The sequence below is a fragment of the Streptomyces sp. NPDC097595 genome (assembly GCF_044761525.1).
Taxonomy (GTDB): Bacteria; Actinomycetota; Actinomycetes; order Streptomycetales; family Streptomycetaceae; genus Streptomyces; species Streptomyces drozdowiczii_A.
The window spans coordinates 86886-101357 of sequence record NZ_JBIWCN010000009.1; the positions used below are offsets into that span (position 1 = coordinate 86886).

Annotated in this window: 13 protein-coding genes; 2 read left to right on the plus strand and 11 right to left on the minus strand. The window is 72.9% G+C overall.

Annotated elements, in window-relative coordinates; translation table 11 throughout:
• The first annotated feature begins 90 nt into the window (after nucleotides 1–90).
• Together ACIQZN_RS16040 and ACIQZN_RS16045 are read left to right on the plus strand one after the other, a co-directional pair.
• Nucleotides 91–660, plus strand: coding sequence for a SigE family RNA polymerase sigma factor (locus tag ACIQZN_RS16040; protein ID WP_403993255.1), 570 nt, complete (start codon nucleotides 91–93; stop codon nucleotides 658–660).
• Nucleotides 657–1382: a hypothetical protein gene (locus ACIQZN_RS16045; RefSeq protein WP_403993258.1), complete on the plus strand. Its 726-nt coding sequence runs from the start codon at nucleotides 657–659 to the stop codon at nucleotides 1380–1382. The genes ACIQZN_RS16040 and ACIQZN_RS16045 overlap by 4 nt, the downstream gene beginning before the upstream one ends.
• Here the strand turns inward: ACIQZN_RS16045 and ACIQZN_RS16050 are convergent.
• From ACIQZN_RS16050 to ACIQZN_RS16100, 11 genes are all read right to left on the minus strand, one after another.
• Entirely contained in the window at nucleotides 1379–2464 is a 1086-nt protein-coding gene (locus tag ACIQZN_RS16050; RefSeq protein WP_403993261.1) for a pectinesterase family protein, read from the minus strand. The two genes, ACIQZN_RS16045 and ACIQZN_RS16050, sit on opposite strands and share 4 nt — an antisense overlap.
• Nucleotides 2465–2533: 69 nt before the next feature.
• The gene (locus tag ACIQZN_RS16055) at nucleotides 2534–3868 is read right to left on the minus strand and encodes a polysaccharide lyase family 1 protein (protein ID WP_403993264.1); all 1335 of its coding nucleotides are present in this window, start codon (nucleotides 3866–3868) and stop codon (nucleotides 2534–2536) included.
• Nucleotides 3869–3934: 66 nt separating this feature from the next.
• Complete coding sequence (locus ACIQZN_RS16060) at nucleotides 3935–4756, minus strand: rhamnogalacturonan acetylesterase (RefSeq protein ID WP_403993266.1); 822 nt, start codon at nucleotides 4754–4756, stop codon at nucleotides 3935–3937.
• Nucleotides 4757–4864: 108 nt separating this feature from the next.
• On the minus strand, nucleotides 4865–6199 hold the full coding sequence (locus ACIQZN_RS16065; protein ID WP_403993269.1) for an ABC transporter substrate-binding protein: 1335 nt from the start codon (nucleotides 6197–6199) through the stop codon (nucleotides 4865–4867).
• A 78-nt stretch (nucleotides 6200–6277) separates the two neighbouring features.
• Nucleotides 6278–7819 carry a family 43 glycosylhydrolase gene (locus tag ACIQZN_RS16070; protein WP_403993272.1) on the minus strand — a complete coding sequence of 514 codons (1542 nt, stop codon included), beginning with the start codon at nucleotides 7817–7819 and terminating at the stop codon, nucleotides 6278–6280.
• A complete protein-coding gene (locus ACIQZN_RS16075; RefSeq protein WP_403993275.1) occupies nucleotides 7816–8643 on the minus strand; it encodes a PmoA family protein in 828 nt (275 codons plus the stop codon). The genes ACIQZN_RS16070 and ACIQZN_RS16075 overlap by 4 nt, the downstream gene beginning before the upstream one ends.
• Nucleotides 8640–9818: a Gfo/Idh/MocA family protein gene (locus ACIQZN_RS16080; protein ID WP_403993278.1), complete on the minus strand. Its 1179-nt coding sequence runs from the start codon at nucleotides 9816–9818 to the stop codon at nucleotides 8640–8642. The genes ACIQZN_RS16075 and ACIQZN_RS16080 overlap by 4 nt, the downstream gene beginning before the upstream one ends.
• A 5-nt stretch (nucleotides 9819–9823) precedes the next feature.
• Nucleotides 9824–10741, minus strand: coding sequence for a carbohydrate ABC transporter permease (locus ACIQZN_RS16085; protein ID WP_403993281.1), 918 nt, complete (start codon nucleotides 10739–10741; stop codon nucleotides 9824–9826).
• On the minus strand, nucleotides 10738–11667 hold the full coding sequence (locus ACIQZN_RS16090) for a carbohydrate ABC transporter permease (RefSeq protein ID WP_018104650.1): 930 nt from the start codon (nucleotides 11665–11667) through the stop codon (nucleotides 10738–10740). Before ACIQZN_RS16090 ends, ACIQZN_RS16085 begins: the two co-directional genes overlap by 4 nt.
• Before the next feature lie 158 nt (nucleotides 11668–11825).
• The gene (gene araD / locus ACIQZN_RS16095) at nucleotides 11826–13553 is read right to left on the minus strand and encodes an L-arabinonate dehydratase (RefSeq protein ID WP_403993285.1); all 1728 of its coding nucleotides are present in this window, start codon (nucleotides 13551–13553) and stop codon (nucleotides 11826–11828) included.
• Complete coding sequence (locus ACIQZN_RS16100) at nucleotides 13550–14452, minus strand: dihydrodipicolinate synthase family protein (protein WP_403993288.1); 903 nt, start codon at nucleotides 14450–14452, stop codon at nucleotides 13550–13552. The genes araD and ACIQZN_RS16100 overlap by 4 nt, the downstream gene beginning before the upstream one ends.
• Between the last annotated feature and the right edge of the window lie 20 nt (nucleotides 14453–14472).

Consider the following 14472-nt stretch of genomic DNA (forward strand, 5'->3'; position numbering starts at 1 on the left):
TCCGACTGTCGAAGCGCTTGCGGTACGCTCACGCCCCGGCGGGGGCGTACCGGGCGGGCCGGGCGTGCGAGCGCAGGGGACGAGGTAGCCGTGGGCACATCAGTCGACGATGCCGCCGCCGAGTTCCATGCGTTCTTCGAGGCGCATTACGCGGAACTGGCCCGCCTCGCCCATCTGCTGACCGGTGAGGCGGACGCCGCCGACGATCTCGCGGCGGACGCCCTGCTCGCGCTCTGGCACCGCTGGGACCGGGTCCGCGAGGCCGGGAACCCCGTGGCGTACGCGCGGGGTGTCGTCGCCAATCTGGCCAGGACGCGCATCCGCAGCGCGGTCCGTGAGCGGCGCAGGATCGCGCTGTTCTGGGCGCCGCGCGGCGGCGGGGAGGACGGGGCGGCCGAGGGGCCCGATGTGCCGGCGGTGGTGGACGTGCGGGAGGCGCTGCGCAGGCTGCCGTTCCGCAAGCGGGCCTGTGTGGTGCTGCGGCACGCCTTCGACCTCTCGGAGCGGGACACCTCGCTGGTGCTGGGGATCTCGGTGGGTACGGTGAAGAGCCAGACCTCGCGCGCCGTCGCCGAACTCCAGCGGCTGCTGGGGCCCGAGACGCCCGCCGCGCGGGTCCGGCTCGCCGTCGCGGCGCAGCGCAGCGGAGGAGACCGGTGAACGACGACGAGCTGTCCGGGCGGCTGCGGGAGGCCGCCGAGGCCCACCGCCCCGACCGGGCCCGGATGCTGGCCCGGATCGAGCGCGGGATGGCCGGCGACCGCCCGGCACCCCGGTCCGTGCGCCCGCCGCGCGCGGTCCGCCCGTGGCTGCGGGTGGCCGGGGCGACGGCGGCGGTCTGCGGGGTGCTGGCGGCCGGAGCGTTCGCGGTCACCTCGGCGGCCGACGACGACCGGGCACGCGGCGGGCAGGTGGCCTCGGCGCCCTCCGCCACCGCGACGGCTCCGCACTCCCCCGCCGCGAAGGCCCCCGGCGGGCTGCGGCCCGAGGACGGACCGCTGTGGACCGGCGGCGTGGTCGACCCGCACAGCAACGCGTACTGGGCGCAGAGCAACGTCACCCTGCGGACCACCGAACCGCTGTCCGCGCTCACCGTGGAGCTGCGGGTCGCCCAGACCGGCGGGGTGAACAGCACCGGCTCCTGGCGCTCCCTGCCCGAGCCGGACTTCACCGTGTCGGTGGACGAGAACGGCGGCTTCCTGGTCTACCGGTGGACGCTGCGCGCGGGCCGGACCGTCCCGGCCGGCACGCACACCTTCGCCGGGCAGTACAACCACGCCGAGGGCGACCGGGACGCCACCGACGACTCCGTGACCGCCCACGCGGTCCGCGCCTCGGGCGGGAAGGCGGCGGTGGGCGACCACTTCGGGCGGTCCCGTTAGGGCTTCCAGTCGCCGAACCAGGCGGCAGGGGTGTGCTCCCGCGCCTCGTCCCTGGTGAGCTGGGGACGGTTGGCCGGGACCGTGACCCGCGCGCCGGGGCCCGTGTTGCGGTACTCCGCGAACCGCTGGTCCTGCCACGGGAAGCCGGCCGACATGGTGCCGTACGGCTCGTCGGTGTCGATGCCCGCGCCGAGGTGGCTGTCGCGGACGGTGAGCATGGGGTGCGCGGTGAGGTCGGAGGAGGGCACCCAGGGGCGGGCCAGCTTGAAGTACCCGTCGGGGGCGGTGCTGGTGACCCGGGAGCGCAGGACCAGGAAGCCGTGCGGGTCGGCGCCCGCGGTGCTCGGCGCGAAGACGAAGCCGTGGGGCGGTCCTGGCAGGTCGGTACGGGCCAGGGTGCGGAAGTGGCAGCGGTCCAGCACCGCCGACGCCCGGCCGAAGACGAAGTCGACGTCCCCCTCCACGTAGCAGTCGCGGTAGTACTGCCGGGCGAAGTCGGTGAGGGACGCGGAGTCCGCGTACAGGGTGTCCTGGTGGCCGAGGAAGCGGCAGCCGTGGAACGCCGAGCGGTCGCCGGTCACCTTGAGGGCGACGGCCTGGGTGCCGGTGTAGTCGGGGTGGTCGGCGCGCAGCCAGTCGTTGGCGAAGGTGAGGTCGCGGGCGGTGAGTCCGGCGGGCCGGGCGGTGACCGTGGCGGACCCGCTCGTGCCGTACGTGCCCGAACCGTCCGGGCGCGGGGTGCCGTTGGCGTTGGCGTACACGATCACCGTGTCGCGCGGGTCGCCGCTCGCGCCGACGAGGGTGAGGCCGGCCCGGTCGGCGGGGATGTCGACGGTCTCCCGGTAGGTGCCGGGTGCGATGACCAGGGTGCGCCCGGTGCCGGTGGCGGCGTCCACGGCGGCCTGGACGGTCGTGTGGTCGCCCCGGCCGCGCGCGTCGACGTACAGGGTCGCGCGGTCGCGGCGGCGGGCGGGCGAGCCGTACGGGCCGAACGGGCGGGCGTGCGCGGCGGCGGGCAAGGCGGTGCCGAGCGCCAGGGCGGAGGAGGCGAGGAGGGTCAGGGCGGTGCGTCGGGTGGGCATGGGTGCTCCTTTGCGGGGGCGGCCTCCGCCGGCGCCGCGCGGGGCGCCGGCGGAGGAAGGGGCGGCTGGTCAGGCGCCGGGCAGTCGGCCCGTGCCCGCGCCGAGGCCCACGACGAGCGGCACCAGAAGCGGGTGGTCGACCCGGTTGCGCAGGGTCGGGGTCCAGCCGGCGCCCGTGGTCAGCTGCTCCTCGGGTACGCCCGCGTTGTGGACGGCGATCAGGTCGGTGCGGCGGCCGTTGACCCAGTTGTCGGCGGCCGTCAGCGAGGACTCCGACCACTTCTTGAGGATCTTCGCCTGGTCGAACTCGCCGCTGAGCGTGAACGCGTTGTGCTCGGCGACGAGATGGGACTCGGCGCCGATCCCGTACGAGTAGCCGTAGACACTGCCCTTCGTGGCGACGAAGTGGTTGTTGTACGAGTCGACCTGGCCGAAGCGGACGCGGGGCGCGCGCTCGTTGACGTCCTTGAACAGGTTGTGGTGCAGGGTGACGCGGAGCTTGCCCCGGTCGGTGGCCCCGGCGCCGTCGCTGTTGCCGAGGAGCATCGTCTTGTCGTGGTCCTTGAGGACGTTCCAGGAGGCGGTGACCAGGTCGGCGCCCTTGACGATGTCGAAGAGCCCGTCGTGCTGCTGGTACAGCTCGTCGAAGTAGCGGGGCTGGTCGGCGTCCGGGCGGTCGCCGTCGCTGAAGGTGTTGTGGTCGACCCAGACGTGGTCGGAGCCGTAGACGACGAGGTTGTCGTACTCGGAGTTCCAGTGGCCGGTGTCGCCGTCGGTCGGGTCCCACTGCGGGAAGCAGTCGTAGGTGTCCTCGAAGGCGATGTTGCGCACGATGACGTTGGAGACGTTCTGGATCTGGATCGAGGCGCCGACGACCGTGGCGTCCCGGCCGACGCCGATCAGCGTGGTGTTGGAGGGGACGTAGACGTTGACGGCGGCCTTCTGGAGCTTGGCGGAGGCGAGCCGGGCGTCCTCCATCGGCCCCGAGGGGACCTCCTCGCGGCCCCAGGTGTCGGGGTCGTAGGCGGCGAGGTACTTGTCCAGGGTGTAGCCGTCCGTCTGGTACGCCTCGCAGCCGATCGGGTTGCCCTCGGCGTCGGCGTTGCCGTGCACGGTCCCGGCGATCCGGACGATCTTCGGGGCGTCGCCCGCGTCCTCGAAGGCGGCGATGAGTTCGGCGCGGTTGTGCACGGTGTAGACGTGGTCGGGCGTGGCGGCGGCGCCGCCGGTGGTGGAGCCCTCGGCGGAGGCCCAGCCGTCGCCCTTCGCGAGGACGGCGCGCTCGACGCCCTTCTTGCCGTGGGGCTGCGGGGCGGCCTGGGCGGGGACGCTCAGGGCGAGGGCCAGCGAGGCGCAGCCCATCGCGACGGCGATGGCGCGGGCACGGTTTCTGCGTGTGGACATGACAAATCCTCGGTTCTGGTGCGGGACCTGTGGAAGGGGTAGGTAGGAAGGGGGGTGGCGCGGGCGTCAGGGGGCCGGCGGCCAGCTGATCCACGTCTCGGGTACAGGTGCGCCGAGCCGGCGCAGTTCACGCGGGGCGAGCACCCGCGCGTCGAGCAGGGCTCGGGCCGTCATGCGGGCGACCTCGACGGCACCGGCGGGCCGGAAGTGGGTGTTGTCCTGTCGCCCGTCGGGGTAGTTGGGGGACTCCCCGGGCGCCAGCCAGTTGAAGTACGCCTCGGTGCCGTCGGGGCCGAGCTCCTGCCAGCGTTCGAGGGTGCGGGCCTGCAGGTCGAGCAGGGGTACCCGCTCCTCGGCGGCCAGGGCGCGCATCGCGGCCGGGTAGTCGCCGTGGGTGGGCTTGGCGGTGCCGTCCTCGGCGAACCTGCGGCGCTCGACCGGGGTGAGCAGCACGGGCCGGGCGCGCCGGGCGCGGGCCTCGGCGATGTACCGGCGCAGGCAGTCCTGGTAGGTCGTGTACGGGTCGGTGCCGCGCGCCGGGTCGTCCGTCTTCTCGTCGTTGTGACCGAACTGGATCAGCAGGAGGTCGCCCGGGCGGACGCCGGGCAGCAGGGCGGCGAGCAGTCCCTCGTCGATGAAGCTCTTGGAACTGCGGCCGTTCATGGCGTGGTTGGCCACGGTCAGCCCGGGCCCGAGGAAGAACGGCAGGGCCATGCCCCAGCCGGTCTCGGGTGCGGCGTCGGCGTACTTCTGCGCGGCCGTCGAGTCGCCCGCGATGTGCACGGTGCGGGTACGGGGACGGGCGCCGTGCGCCGTCGCGGGGGTGGCGGCGAGGGCCACGGGCAGTGCGGCGAGGGCGGCCGCGGTCTGCCGGCGGGTGAGTGACACGGGTGGTACTGCCTCTCTCTCGGGTGGGTACGCAGGAGGGCAGGGGCGGCGGGGCGGGGCGGGCCGTCCGTACGACGGTCCCGCGCCCGGCCCCGCTGCGGGGTCGGATCAGCCCTTGCTCCGCTCCTTCCACTCCTTCTGGGCTGCGTTGAGCTCGTCGGCCATCTTGTCCAGGAACGCCTTGGCCGTGACCTTGCCGAGCAGCAGCTTCTGGAACTCCGGCTCGTTGTCGGCCTTGCTGATGTTGTTCCAGTCGGGCAGGTAGTACGGCAGCTGCACGATCTTGGTGGAGCCGTCGGTGAGGGCCTTCGCGGCCAGCTCGGTCGGCGCGGCCTCGCTGATCCACGGGTCCTTGGCGGCCTCGGTGTTGGCCGGGATGGCGCCGGCGGACTCGTTCCACTTGCTGTTCGACTCGTGCGAGGCGGCGAACTCGATGAACTTCCAGGCGGCCGTCTTGTTCTTGCTCGCCTTGAACAGGCCGAGCCCGTCGACCGGGTTGGAGACCTGGACGCGGGTGCCGCCGTCGCCGACCGGGTTGGGGATGCCGGCGAACTTGTCCTTGCCGAGGGCCTTCAGGTGGTCCTGGTAGGAGCCGAGGTTGTGGCTCAGCATGCCGATGGTGCCGGTGTCGAACTGGGCGACCATCTTGGTGAAGTCGTTGTTGACGTCGGCGGACGGCGTCGTCTTCTTGTAGAGGGCGGCGTACTTCTCCAGCGCCGCCACGTTCTTGGGGTCGTTGAGGGTGGTCTTGTCGCCGTTCCAGAACTCCGTGATGCCCGACTGCCCGTACGCCGCGTCGACGGCCTGGGCGATGGAGCCGGCGCCGCCGCGGATGGTGTAGCCGAACTTGTTGTTCTTGGCGTCGGTCAGCTTCCCGGCGGCCTCGTAGAACGTGGCCCAGGTGGTGGGCGCTTCGAGCCCGGCCGCCTTGAAGAGGTCGGTGCGGTACCAGAGCGCGCCGTTGTTCGCGGAGGTCGGCACGGTGTACATCTCGTCGCCCCGGCCGGCCGCGTCCTTGACGCTCTCGACCATGCCCTCGACGAGCTTGCCGTTGAGCGAGGAGTCCTTGATGCGGTCGCCCAGCGGTTCCAGGGCCTCCTGCGAGACCATGTTGGCCAGGTAGGCGGTGCCGACACCGCCGACGTCCGGCACCCCGCCGCCCGCGATGGCGGTGTCGTACTTGGACTGCACGTCGGCGATCGGGATCGGCACGTACTTGACCTTGATGTCCGGGTACTTCTTCTCGAAGTCCTGGATGATCTCCTTCCAGACGGCGGTGCGCGGACCGCCGTTGTTGTCCCAGAAGGTGATCTCGCCCTTGCCACTGCCCTCGTCGCCGCTGCCGCTGCCGTCGTCGCCGCACGCGGTCGCCGTCAGGGCGAGCACCGCCGCGAGCGAGACGGCGGCCGCGGCGCGCCCCCGCTGCGTCTTCGAGATGTTCATGATCGGCTCTTCTCTCTCGGTTCTCTCGGTTCGTACGCGTGCATGGGGGGTTCCGGTGGCCGGTGACCCGGCCGGCGGTTACGCGGTGACGTGGAAGCCGGTGAAGCGGGCGGTCCCGGTCGGCCCCGTCCCGGGCGGCGCGGTGGCGAACAGGCCGAGCAGCGCGCCGACCCAGCGCCACGGGGTGGCGGCGAAGACCTGTCCGGAGGGCCGGAACCCCGTCCCGTCCCCGGTGTCGGCCAGGAAGCGGCACCGGGCCCCCGCCGCCACCTCGATCCGCAGCCGCGCCGTCCCCGAGGGCGCCGGCCTGGCGTGCCCGGCGTCGCGCTCGGCGGTGGCGGTCGCCTCGGCGAACCGGTGCACCAGCCGCACCCCGCCGTCCGCCCGCCGTTCGAGGCCGATCCAGGAGTAGGCGTCCCCGAGCACGGCGAACCCCGCCCGCGCCCCGGGCGCCCCGCTGTCGAGGGCGAGGCCCACCTCGGCGGTGAACGTCTCGGCGGGCAGCCGCTGGACCAGTACGTGGGGCAGGAGCCGCAGGTCGTGCGCGTGATCCGCCGGTACGCAGCTCAGCCGCAGCCCGTCCCCCGCGTGCTCGACGGTCCAGCCGGGGCGCGGGTTCGCCGTCCACTGCCACTGCCTGCCGTGGCGGCCGCCCGGGAAACGGTCGTCGCAGGCCGGGGCCTCGACGGGCTGGGCGGGCAGGGCGGGCTTGCGGTGCGTGGCGACGGGTTCGCCGGCGTCGCCGATGACCGGCCAGCCGTCACCGTCCCAGCGCATCGGCTGGAGGTGCACCACGCGCCCGTACGCCCCGCGCTCCTGGAAGTGCAGGAACCAGTCCTCACCGGCCGGGGTGTCCACCCAGGCGCCCTGGTGCGGTCCGTTGACGCTCGTCCGGCCCTGAGCGAGGACGACGCGCTCCTCGTAAGGACCGAAGAAGTCGCGGGAGCGGAACGCGCCCTGCCAGCCCGTCGCGACGCCGCCCGCCGGGGCCAGGATCCAGAACTCGCCGTTCCGGCGGTGCAGCTTGGGGCCCTCCAGGGTGAACCAGCCGGGCAGCGTGTCGGCGTCGATCAGGGTCTTGCCCTCGTCCAGGAGTTCCCGCCCGTCGGGGCTCATCCGGTGTCCGGTGAGCCGGTTCCTGATCCCGGAGCGGGACTTGGCCCAGGCGTGCACGAGGTACGCCTCGCCGGTCTCCTCGTCCCACAGCGGGCACGGGTCGATCAGCCCGCGCCCGGCCTTCACCAGGTGCGGCGCGGTCCACGGGCCCCGGACGTCCTCGGCGCTGATCTGCTGGATGCCGTGGTCGGGGTCGCCCCAGAAGATCCAGAACCGTCCGGCGTGGTGCCGCAGCGCGGGCGCCCACACCCCGCAGTCGTGGCGGGGCACCGCGAATTCGGCGGCGGGTTCCAGGCGGTCCAGGGCGTGCCCGGTCAGCGTCCAGTTGACGAGGTCGCGGGAGTGCAGCAGCGGCAGCCCGGGGGCGCGGCCGAAGCTGGAGGCGGTGAGGTAGAAGTCGTCGCCGACGCGGATCACGTCGGGGTCGGACCAGTCGGCGTTGAGGACCGGGTTGCGGTAGGTGCCGTCGCCGACGTCGGCGGTCCAGGGGGGCCGGGGGCTCACGCGGTCACCGCCCGGCGGACGAGGGCGGCGGCGCCGGCCCGGTCGAGGCGGCCGTCCGCGACGACGGTGACCACGCGGCGTACGACCGTGGCCCCCGCGGGCACGGGCAGCCGTTCGGCGGCGGCGAGCGAGGAGCCGACGCCCGGGTACTCGGTGGTGCGCACGAACCACGGGTCGCGGCGGGTCTCCTCGGTCGCCCCGGCGAAGACCAGCGACCAGCCGTCGCCGCAGAGCGCGACCCAGTCGGCGACCCGCCCGTGCACCGCCTCCTCGCCGTCCGCCGCCGGGCCGAACACGGCGGGCGGGGCCGCCTCCTTGGGGGCGCGCCAGAAGAAGCCGCCGTATCCGGCGCCGGGGCGGCCGTTGGTGGCGGGGCTGCCGATCGACAGGCCGGCCGGGCCGGGGTTGGTGAGCGAGAAGGAGAAGTCGAGCGCCCAGGCGGTGTCCGAGAGGGCGACGGCTGCCACCGTGCGGTGCTCGCGCAGCAGTTCGCCGCCCCCGGCCTCCCAGCCGAGCTCCTCCACGAAGCCGTCCGGATCGCACAGCTTCCAGCCGAGGTGGCGCTGCGTGCCGTGGTTGTCGAGCACGGTGGGCCCCTGGCCCCGGACGAAGGTGCGCCCGCCCCAGAAGTTGTGCCCGGACACGTCCGGGACGGCGACGGAGGCGCCCAGGTGGTGGACGTGGTCGGCGGGGTGCTCCTCGGTGACGGGGGTGCCGGCGAGGGTGGTGACGGGGTGGAGGTAGGGGCGGCCCGCGTCGGCGGGAAGGTGGGTGTAGCGGCCGACGGGGCGGCCGGCGCAGCTGAGCAGGGCGGTGGTCGTCATGGGGAGGTCACCTCGCTGAGCGCCCAGGGGGCGCCGAGTTCGGAGAAGAGGGCGAGGGTTTCGGCGCCGGACGCGACCAGGGCGTCGATGCCGCGCACCACCCGGCGGGTGGCCCCGGAGCCGGGCACGGGGGCGGTGTGCCAGGCGTCGGACGGCAGGGGGCGCGGTTCGGGCGCGGTCCGTACGGCCTCCACGACCTCCATGAAGGCGCCGGTGCGCTCCGGCGGTACGAGGAGCGGGGCGCCCTCGGTCAGGTGGGCGACCAGGTTCTCCAGGAGGTCGGTGCGGCCGTGCACGGTTTCCAGGGGGCCGTGTCCGGCCCGCTGGACGAGGACGCGGTCCTGCTTGTACCAGAAGGTGATCCGGCCGCGGTCGCCGTGGACGACGACGTACGGCTCCCCCGCCTGTTCCGCGCAGAGGGTGACGGCGGCGGTGACGGGCGGCCCGGACGCGGTGGTGACGCGTACGCAGGAGGTGTCGTCGGCCTCGATGTCGTGGGCCCGGAAGAGCTCGGTGTCGATGGCGGTGACGTCCTCGGCGGTGGTCCCGGCGAGTTCGAGGGCGGTGGCGACGGCGTGGGCGAGCGGGTTGGTGAGGACGCCGTCGACCACCTCGGTGTCCCCGATCCGGCGCCGCCCGGCCCAGGGCGCCCGCCGGTAGTAGGCGTCGTCGCGGACCCAGGCGCCCGCCGCCGCGTATCCCCGGACGGTGCCGATGGCTCCGGTGGCGACGAGTTCCCGGATGGCGGGGACGGCGTGCGAGCCGAAGGACTGGAAGCCCACCTGGCAGGCGGTGCCCGCGTCGCGCACCCCGGCGAGGATGCGGTCGAAGTCGGCGCGGGTGGCGGCGGGCGGCTTCTCCAGGAGGAGGTGGACGCCACGCCCGGCGGCGGTCAGGGCGAGGGCGGTGTGGGTCTGGATGGGGGTGCAGATCACCGCGGCGCGGGCCCCGGTGGAGTCCAGGAGGGCGCCGAAGTCGGCGGACTGCTCGGGGGGTTCGTCCGCGAAGGCGTCGAGCTCGGTGGCGTCGAGCGGGGTGAGCTCGCAGATGCCGGCGAGGCGGACGAGGCCCTGGTGCTGGAGGCGGCGGATGTTGGCGAGGTGCCATCGGCCGTGGCCCCGGGCGCCCGCGAGGACGATCGGGACGGGGGTGGCGACGGGGAGCAGCGAGGTCATGTGCGTCACCCCTTCACGGCGCCGGCGCTGAAGCCGGTGATCAGCCACTTCTGGATGAAGGCGAAGACGATCACCACGGGCACCGCGGCGATCACCCCGCCCGCGGCGAGCGCGCCCAGGTCGACGCTGTCCGCGCCGATGAGGGTGTTCAGGCCGACCGGGATCGTCTGCTTGTCCTGCTCGCTGAGGAACATCAGGGCGAACAGGAAGTGGTTCCAGCTGTGCACGAAGGCGAAGGAGCCGACGGCGATCAGCCCGGGGCGCAGCAGCGGCAGCACGACCGCGCAGAAGGCCCGGAAGCGCGAGCAGCCGTCCACCCAGGCGGCCTCCTCCAGCGACGGGGGCACGTTCTTGATGAATCCGCTGATCAGGATGATGGAGAGCGGCAGTTGGAAGACCGTCTCGGCGATGACCACGCTCCCCAGGGAGTTGATCATCTGGAGGTTCTTGAAGATCTCGAAGAGCGGGACGAGCATCAGCGCGCCGGGGATGAACTGCGAGCAGAGCAGCGCCAGCATGAAGCCGTTCTTGATTTTGAAGTCGAACCGGGCGAGTGCGTAGCCGCCGGCCAGTGCGACGAGGGTCGTGGCGATCAGGGTGCAGACGCCGACGATCATGCTGTTCTGGAAGAAGACGGCGAAGCTGCGCTCGTTCCAGACCTTGGAGAAGTGCTCCCCGGTCATCGGCCACGGCACCAGCGAGGTGGAGCCCGCGGGCCGTACGGCGAAGAGGAACATCCAGTAGAACGGGACGAGCGTGAAGACCAGGTAGATGCCCAGGGGTACGTAGATCTGCCAGCGCGGTACGTCGTCGAAGGCGCGTTCGCGTCCTGACCTGCGGCGGGGCGCGGCGGGCGGCGGGCCCTCGGGGGCGGTCGGCCGTGCGGCACGGGTGCCGTTCTTCTCGGCGAGTGCGGCAGTCACTTGTGGTCGCCTCCGAACTTGCTCAGGCGCAGATAGACGATCGAGCAGAAGAGGAGGATCACGAAGGCGACGGTGGTGAGCGCGGAGGCGTAGCCGAAGTCGTGGCCCTCGATGCCGGTGTTGGCGACGTAGAGCGGCAGGGTGGTGGTCTCGCCGGCCGGTCCGCCGCCGGTGAGCGTGTAGAGCAGGTCGACGTTGTTGAACTCCCAGACCCCGCGCAGCAGCGTGGACAGGATGATCGCGTCCCGCAGGTGGGGCAGGGTGATGTGGAAGAACTGCCGCAGCCGTCCGGCGCCGTCCACGGCGGCCGCCTCGTACAGCTCCTTGGACACCGACTGGAGGTCGGCGAGGATGAGGATGGCGAAGAAGGGGACCCCGCGCCAGAGTTCGGCGACGGTCGCGGCCCAGAAGACGGTGCCGGTGTCGGAGAGCACCGAGGTGCCGTAGTCGCCGATCCCGGCGTCCGCGAGGTAGCGGCTGAAGCCGGTCGAGGAGTTGTAGAGCAGGATCCAGATGGTGCTGGTCAGCACCCCGGAGACGGCCCACGGCGAGAAGACCATGGCGCGGGAGATGCCCCGGCCGATGAAGGTCTGGTTGACGATCAGGGCCAGCGCGAGCCCCAGCGTGAGCTGGAGCGCGACCTGCACGATCACCCACTGGGCGCTGAAGCCGAGGGTCGTCCAGAACTGGTCGTCCTCGGTGAAGATCCGGGTGAAGTTGTCCAGGCCCGCGAAGCCGTTCCGCCACGGCTTGGTGACGTTGTAGTTCTGCAGGCTGTAGTAGAAGACGCTGACCACCGGATAGGCGATGAAGCCGAGCATCAGCAGCCCCGCGGGGGCGATCAGCAGATACGGCAGCCGGCGGGGGCTCGCGGAGCGGCGCCGGGGCACCTTGGGCGGTGTGGCCGCGGCGGAGGCTTGGGCCATGACACGTCTCCGTTCTCTCTGTACGGGGGTGCGGGTGGTGCGGCGTTCCTTCGTGCGGTGGTACGCGGCGGAGCCGGTGGTGCGTGTAGTACGCAAGCGCTTCCCGCATGCTGTTCGAGATACCGAACAAGGGGGCGCCGGAATTTCCGAGGGGCCGTTCAGCCGGCGTACGGGTCGGGCACTTCTCCCGGCCGGGCCAGGAAGGCGAAGTCGCAGCCGGTGTCGGCCTGGGTGATCTGGTCCTGGTAGAGCGCCTGGTAGCCGCGCTCGTAGCGGACCGGCGGCGGGGTCCACTCGGCGCGGCGGCGCGCCAGTTCCTCGTCGGGCACGTCGAGGTTCAGCAGCCGCGCCCCGACGTCCAGGGTGACGAGGTCCCCGGTGCGGACGAGGGCGAGAGGCCCGCCGACGTACGACTCGGGCGCGATGTGCAGCACGCACGCCCCGTAACTGGTGCCGCTCATCCGGGCGTCGGAGAGCCGGACCATGTCCCGTACACCCTGCTTGAGCAGGTAGTCGGGGATCGGGAGCATGCCGTACTCGGGCATCCCGGGACCGCCCTTGGGGCCCGCGTTGCGCAGCACCAGCACGTGGTCGGGGGTGAGCGCGAGCGCCGGGTCGTTGATGGTGCGCTGCATCTCCCGGTAGTCCTCGAAGACGACCGCGGGTCCGGTGTGGCGCAGCAGGTGCGGTTCGGCGGCGATGTGCTTGATGACGGCGCCGTCCGGGCAGAGGTTGCCGCGCAGCACCGCCACGCCGCCCTCGTCGGCGAGAGGGTTGGAGCGCTCCCGTATGACGTCGTCGTTGTGCACGAGCGCGCCGTCGAGCTGTGCGCGCAGGGTGTCGTGGGCGACCGTGGGGCGGTCCAGGTGCAGGACGTCGGTCAGCCGGGCCAGGAAGCCGGGGAGCCCGCCGGCGAAGTGGAAGTCCTCCATCAGGTACTTCCCGCCGGGGCGCAGATTGGCGAGGACCGGGACGGTGCGGGCGATGCGGTCGAAGTCGTCCAGGGTGAGCTTGATCCCGGAGCGGCCGGCCATCGCGATGAGGTGGATGACGGCGTTGGTGGACCCGCCGAGCGCGAGGACGGTCGCGACGGCGTCCTCGTACGCCTCGGCCGTGAGGATCTGCGACAGCTTCCGCTGCTGCCACACCAGTTCGACGATCCGCAGCCCGGAGGCGGCGGCCATCCGGTCGTGGCCGGAGTCGACGGCGGGGATGGAGGAGGCGCCGGGGACGGTGACGCCGAGGGCTTCGGCGGCGGCGGTGAGGGTGGAGGCGGTGCCCATGGTCATGCAGTGGCCGGGCGAGCGGGCGAGGCCGTTCTCCAGCTCGCCCATCTCGCAGTCGCCGATGAGCCCGGCGCGCTTGTCGTCCCAGTACTTCCACATGTCGGTGCCGGAGCCCAGGACCTCGTTGCGCCAGTGCCCCGGCAGCATCGGCCCGGCCGGTACGAAGACGGCCGGCAGGTCCACGGACGCGGCGCCCATCAGCAGCGCCGGGGTGGACTTGTCGCAGCCGCCGAGCAGCACCGCCCCGTCGACCGGGTAGGAGCGCAGCAGCTCCTCGGTCTCCATCGCCAGCATGTTCCGGTACAGCATCGGGGTCGGCTTCTGGAAGGTCTCCGAGAGCGTGGAGACCGGGAACTCCAGCGGGAAGCCGCCCGCCTGCCAGACCCCGCGCTTCACGGCCTGCGCCCGGTCGCGCAGGTGGACGTGGCAGGGGTTGATGTCCGACCAGGTGTTGAGGATCGCCACGACCGGCTTGTCCAGGTGCTCCTCGGGGAGGTAGCCGAGCTGGCGGGTGCGGGCGCGGTGGCTGAACGAGCGGAGCCCGTCGGTGCCGTACCACTGGTGGCTGCGCAGTTCCTCGGGCGCGATGCGGGCGGTCATATGGACCACCCGGCGATCTGGTCGGCGACCTCGGCGCGCTGCGCCTCGGGCAGCACCCGGCTGGGCGGGCGCACCGCGCGGTCGCACAGCCCGAGGGCGGCCAGGGCCTCCTTGACGACGGTCACGTTGTTGGCGGACTGCCGGTCCGCGCGCAGCTCCTCGAAGCGGCGGATCTGCTCCCAGACCTTCATGGCCCCCGGGTGGTCGCCGGCCCGCAGCGCCTCCAGCATGGCCAGCGAGACGCCGGGCGCCACGTTGACGAGCCCGGAGGTGAAGCCGGTGGCGCCCGCGGAGAAGTAGGCCGGGGCGTACAGCTCGGCGAGCCCGGCGACCCAGACGAAGCGGTCGAGACCGGCGTCGCGGGCGAAGGCGGCGAAGCGGGCCGCGTCCGGCACCGCGTACTTGACGCCGATGACGTTGGGGCAGCTGTCGGCGAGCACGGCCAGGCACTCCCCGTCGAGGTGCGGGTTGCGGATGTAGGGCACGACCCCGAGCCCGGGCACGGCCTCGGCGATGGCCCGGTGGTAGTCGATCCAGCCGTCCTGCGAGACGTACGGGTGGACGGGCTGGTGGACCATCACCATCTCGGCCCCGGCGTCCCGGGCGTGCTCGGCGGCGGCGACGGCGGTCGGCACGTCGTGCCCGACGCCGACCAGGACCGTGGCCCGGCCGCCGGCCTCCTCGACGGTCAGCTCGGTGACGGTGCGCCGCTCCTCGGGGGTGAGCGCGTAGAACTCCCCGGTGTTGCCGTTCGGGGTGACGATGCGCACGCCGCCGTCGAGCAGTCTCCGCAGCAGGGCGCGGTGCGCCGTCGTGTCGATGGACCCGTCCCCGGCGAACGGGGTCACCGGGATCGCCACGACATCTGCGAGGGCCGCCTTCAGCGGGGTGAGGTCCATGCGGACTGGCCTTTCTTCGG

Excerpts from the sequence above, each read along its gene's own strand:
- ACIQZN_RS16050 (WP_403993261.1), bottom strand. The coding sequence starts at position 2,464 with ATGCCCACCCGACGCACCGCCCTGACCCTCCTCGCCTCCTCCGCCCTG.
- ACIQZN_RS16055 (WP_403993264.1), bottom strand. The coding sequence starts at position 3,868 with ATGTCCACACGCAGAAACCGTGCCCGCGCCATCGCCGTCGCGATGGGC.
- ACIQZN_RS16065 (WP_403993269.1), bottom strand. The coding sequence starts at position 6,199 with ATGAACATCTCGAAGACGCAGCGGGGGCGCGCCGCGGCCGCCGTCTCG.
- ACIQZN_RS16075 (WP_403993275.1), bottom strand. The coding sequence starts at position 8,643 with ATGACGACCACCGCCCTGCTCAGCTGCGCCGGCCGCCCCGTCGGCCGC.
- ACIQZN_RS16080 (WP_403993278.1), bottom strand. The coding sequence starts at position 9,818 with ATGACCTCGCTGCTCCCCGTCGCCACCCCCGTCCCGATCGTCCTCGCG.
- ACIQZN_RS16090 (WP_018104650.1), bottom strand. The coding sequence starts at position 11,667 with ATGGCCCAAGCCTCCGCCGCGGCCACACCGCCCAAGGTGCCCCGGCGC.
- araD (WP_403993285.1), bottom strand. The coding sequence starts at position 13,553 with ATGACCGCCCGCATCGCGCCCGAGGAACTGCGCAGCCACCAGTGGTAC.
- ACIQZN_RS16100 (WP_403993288.1), bottom strand. The coding sequence starts at position 14,452 with ATGGACCTCACCCCGCTGAAGGCGGCCCTCGCAGATGTCGTGGCGATC.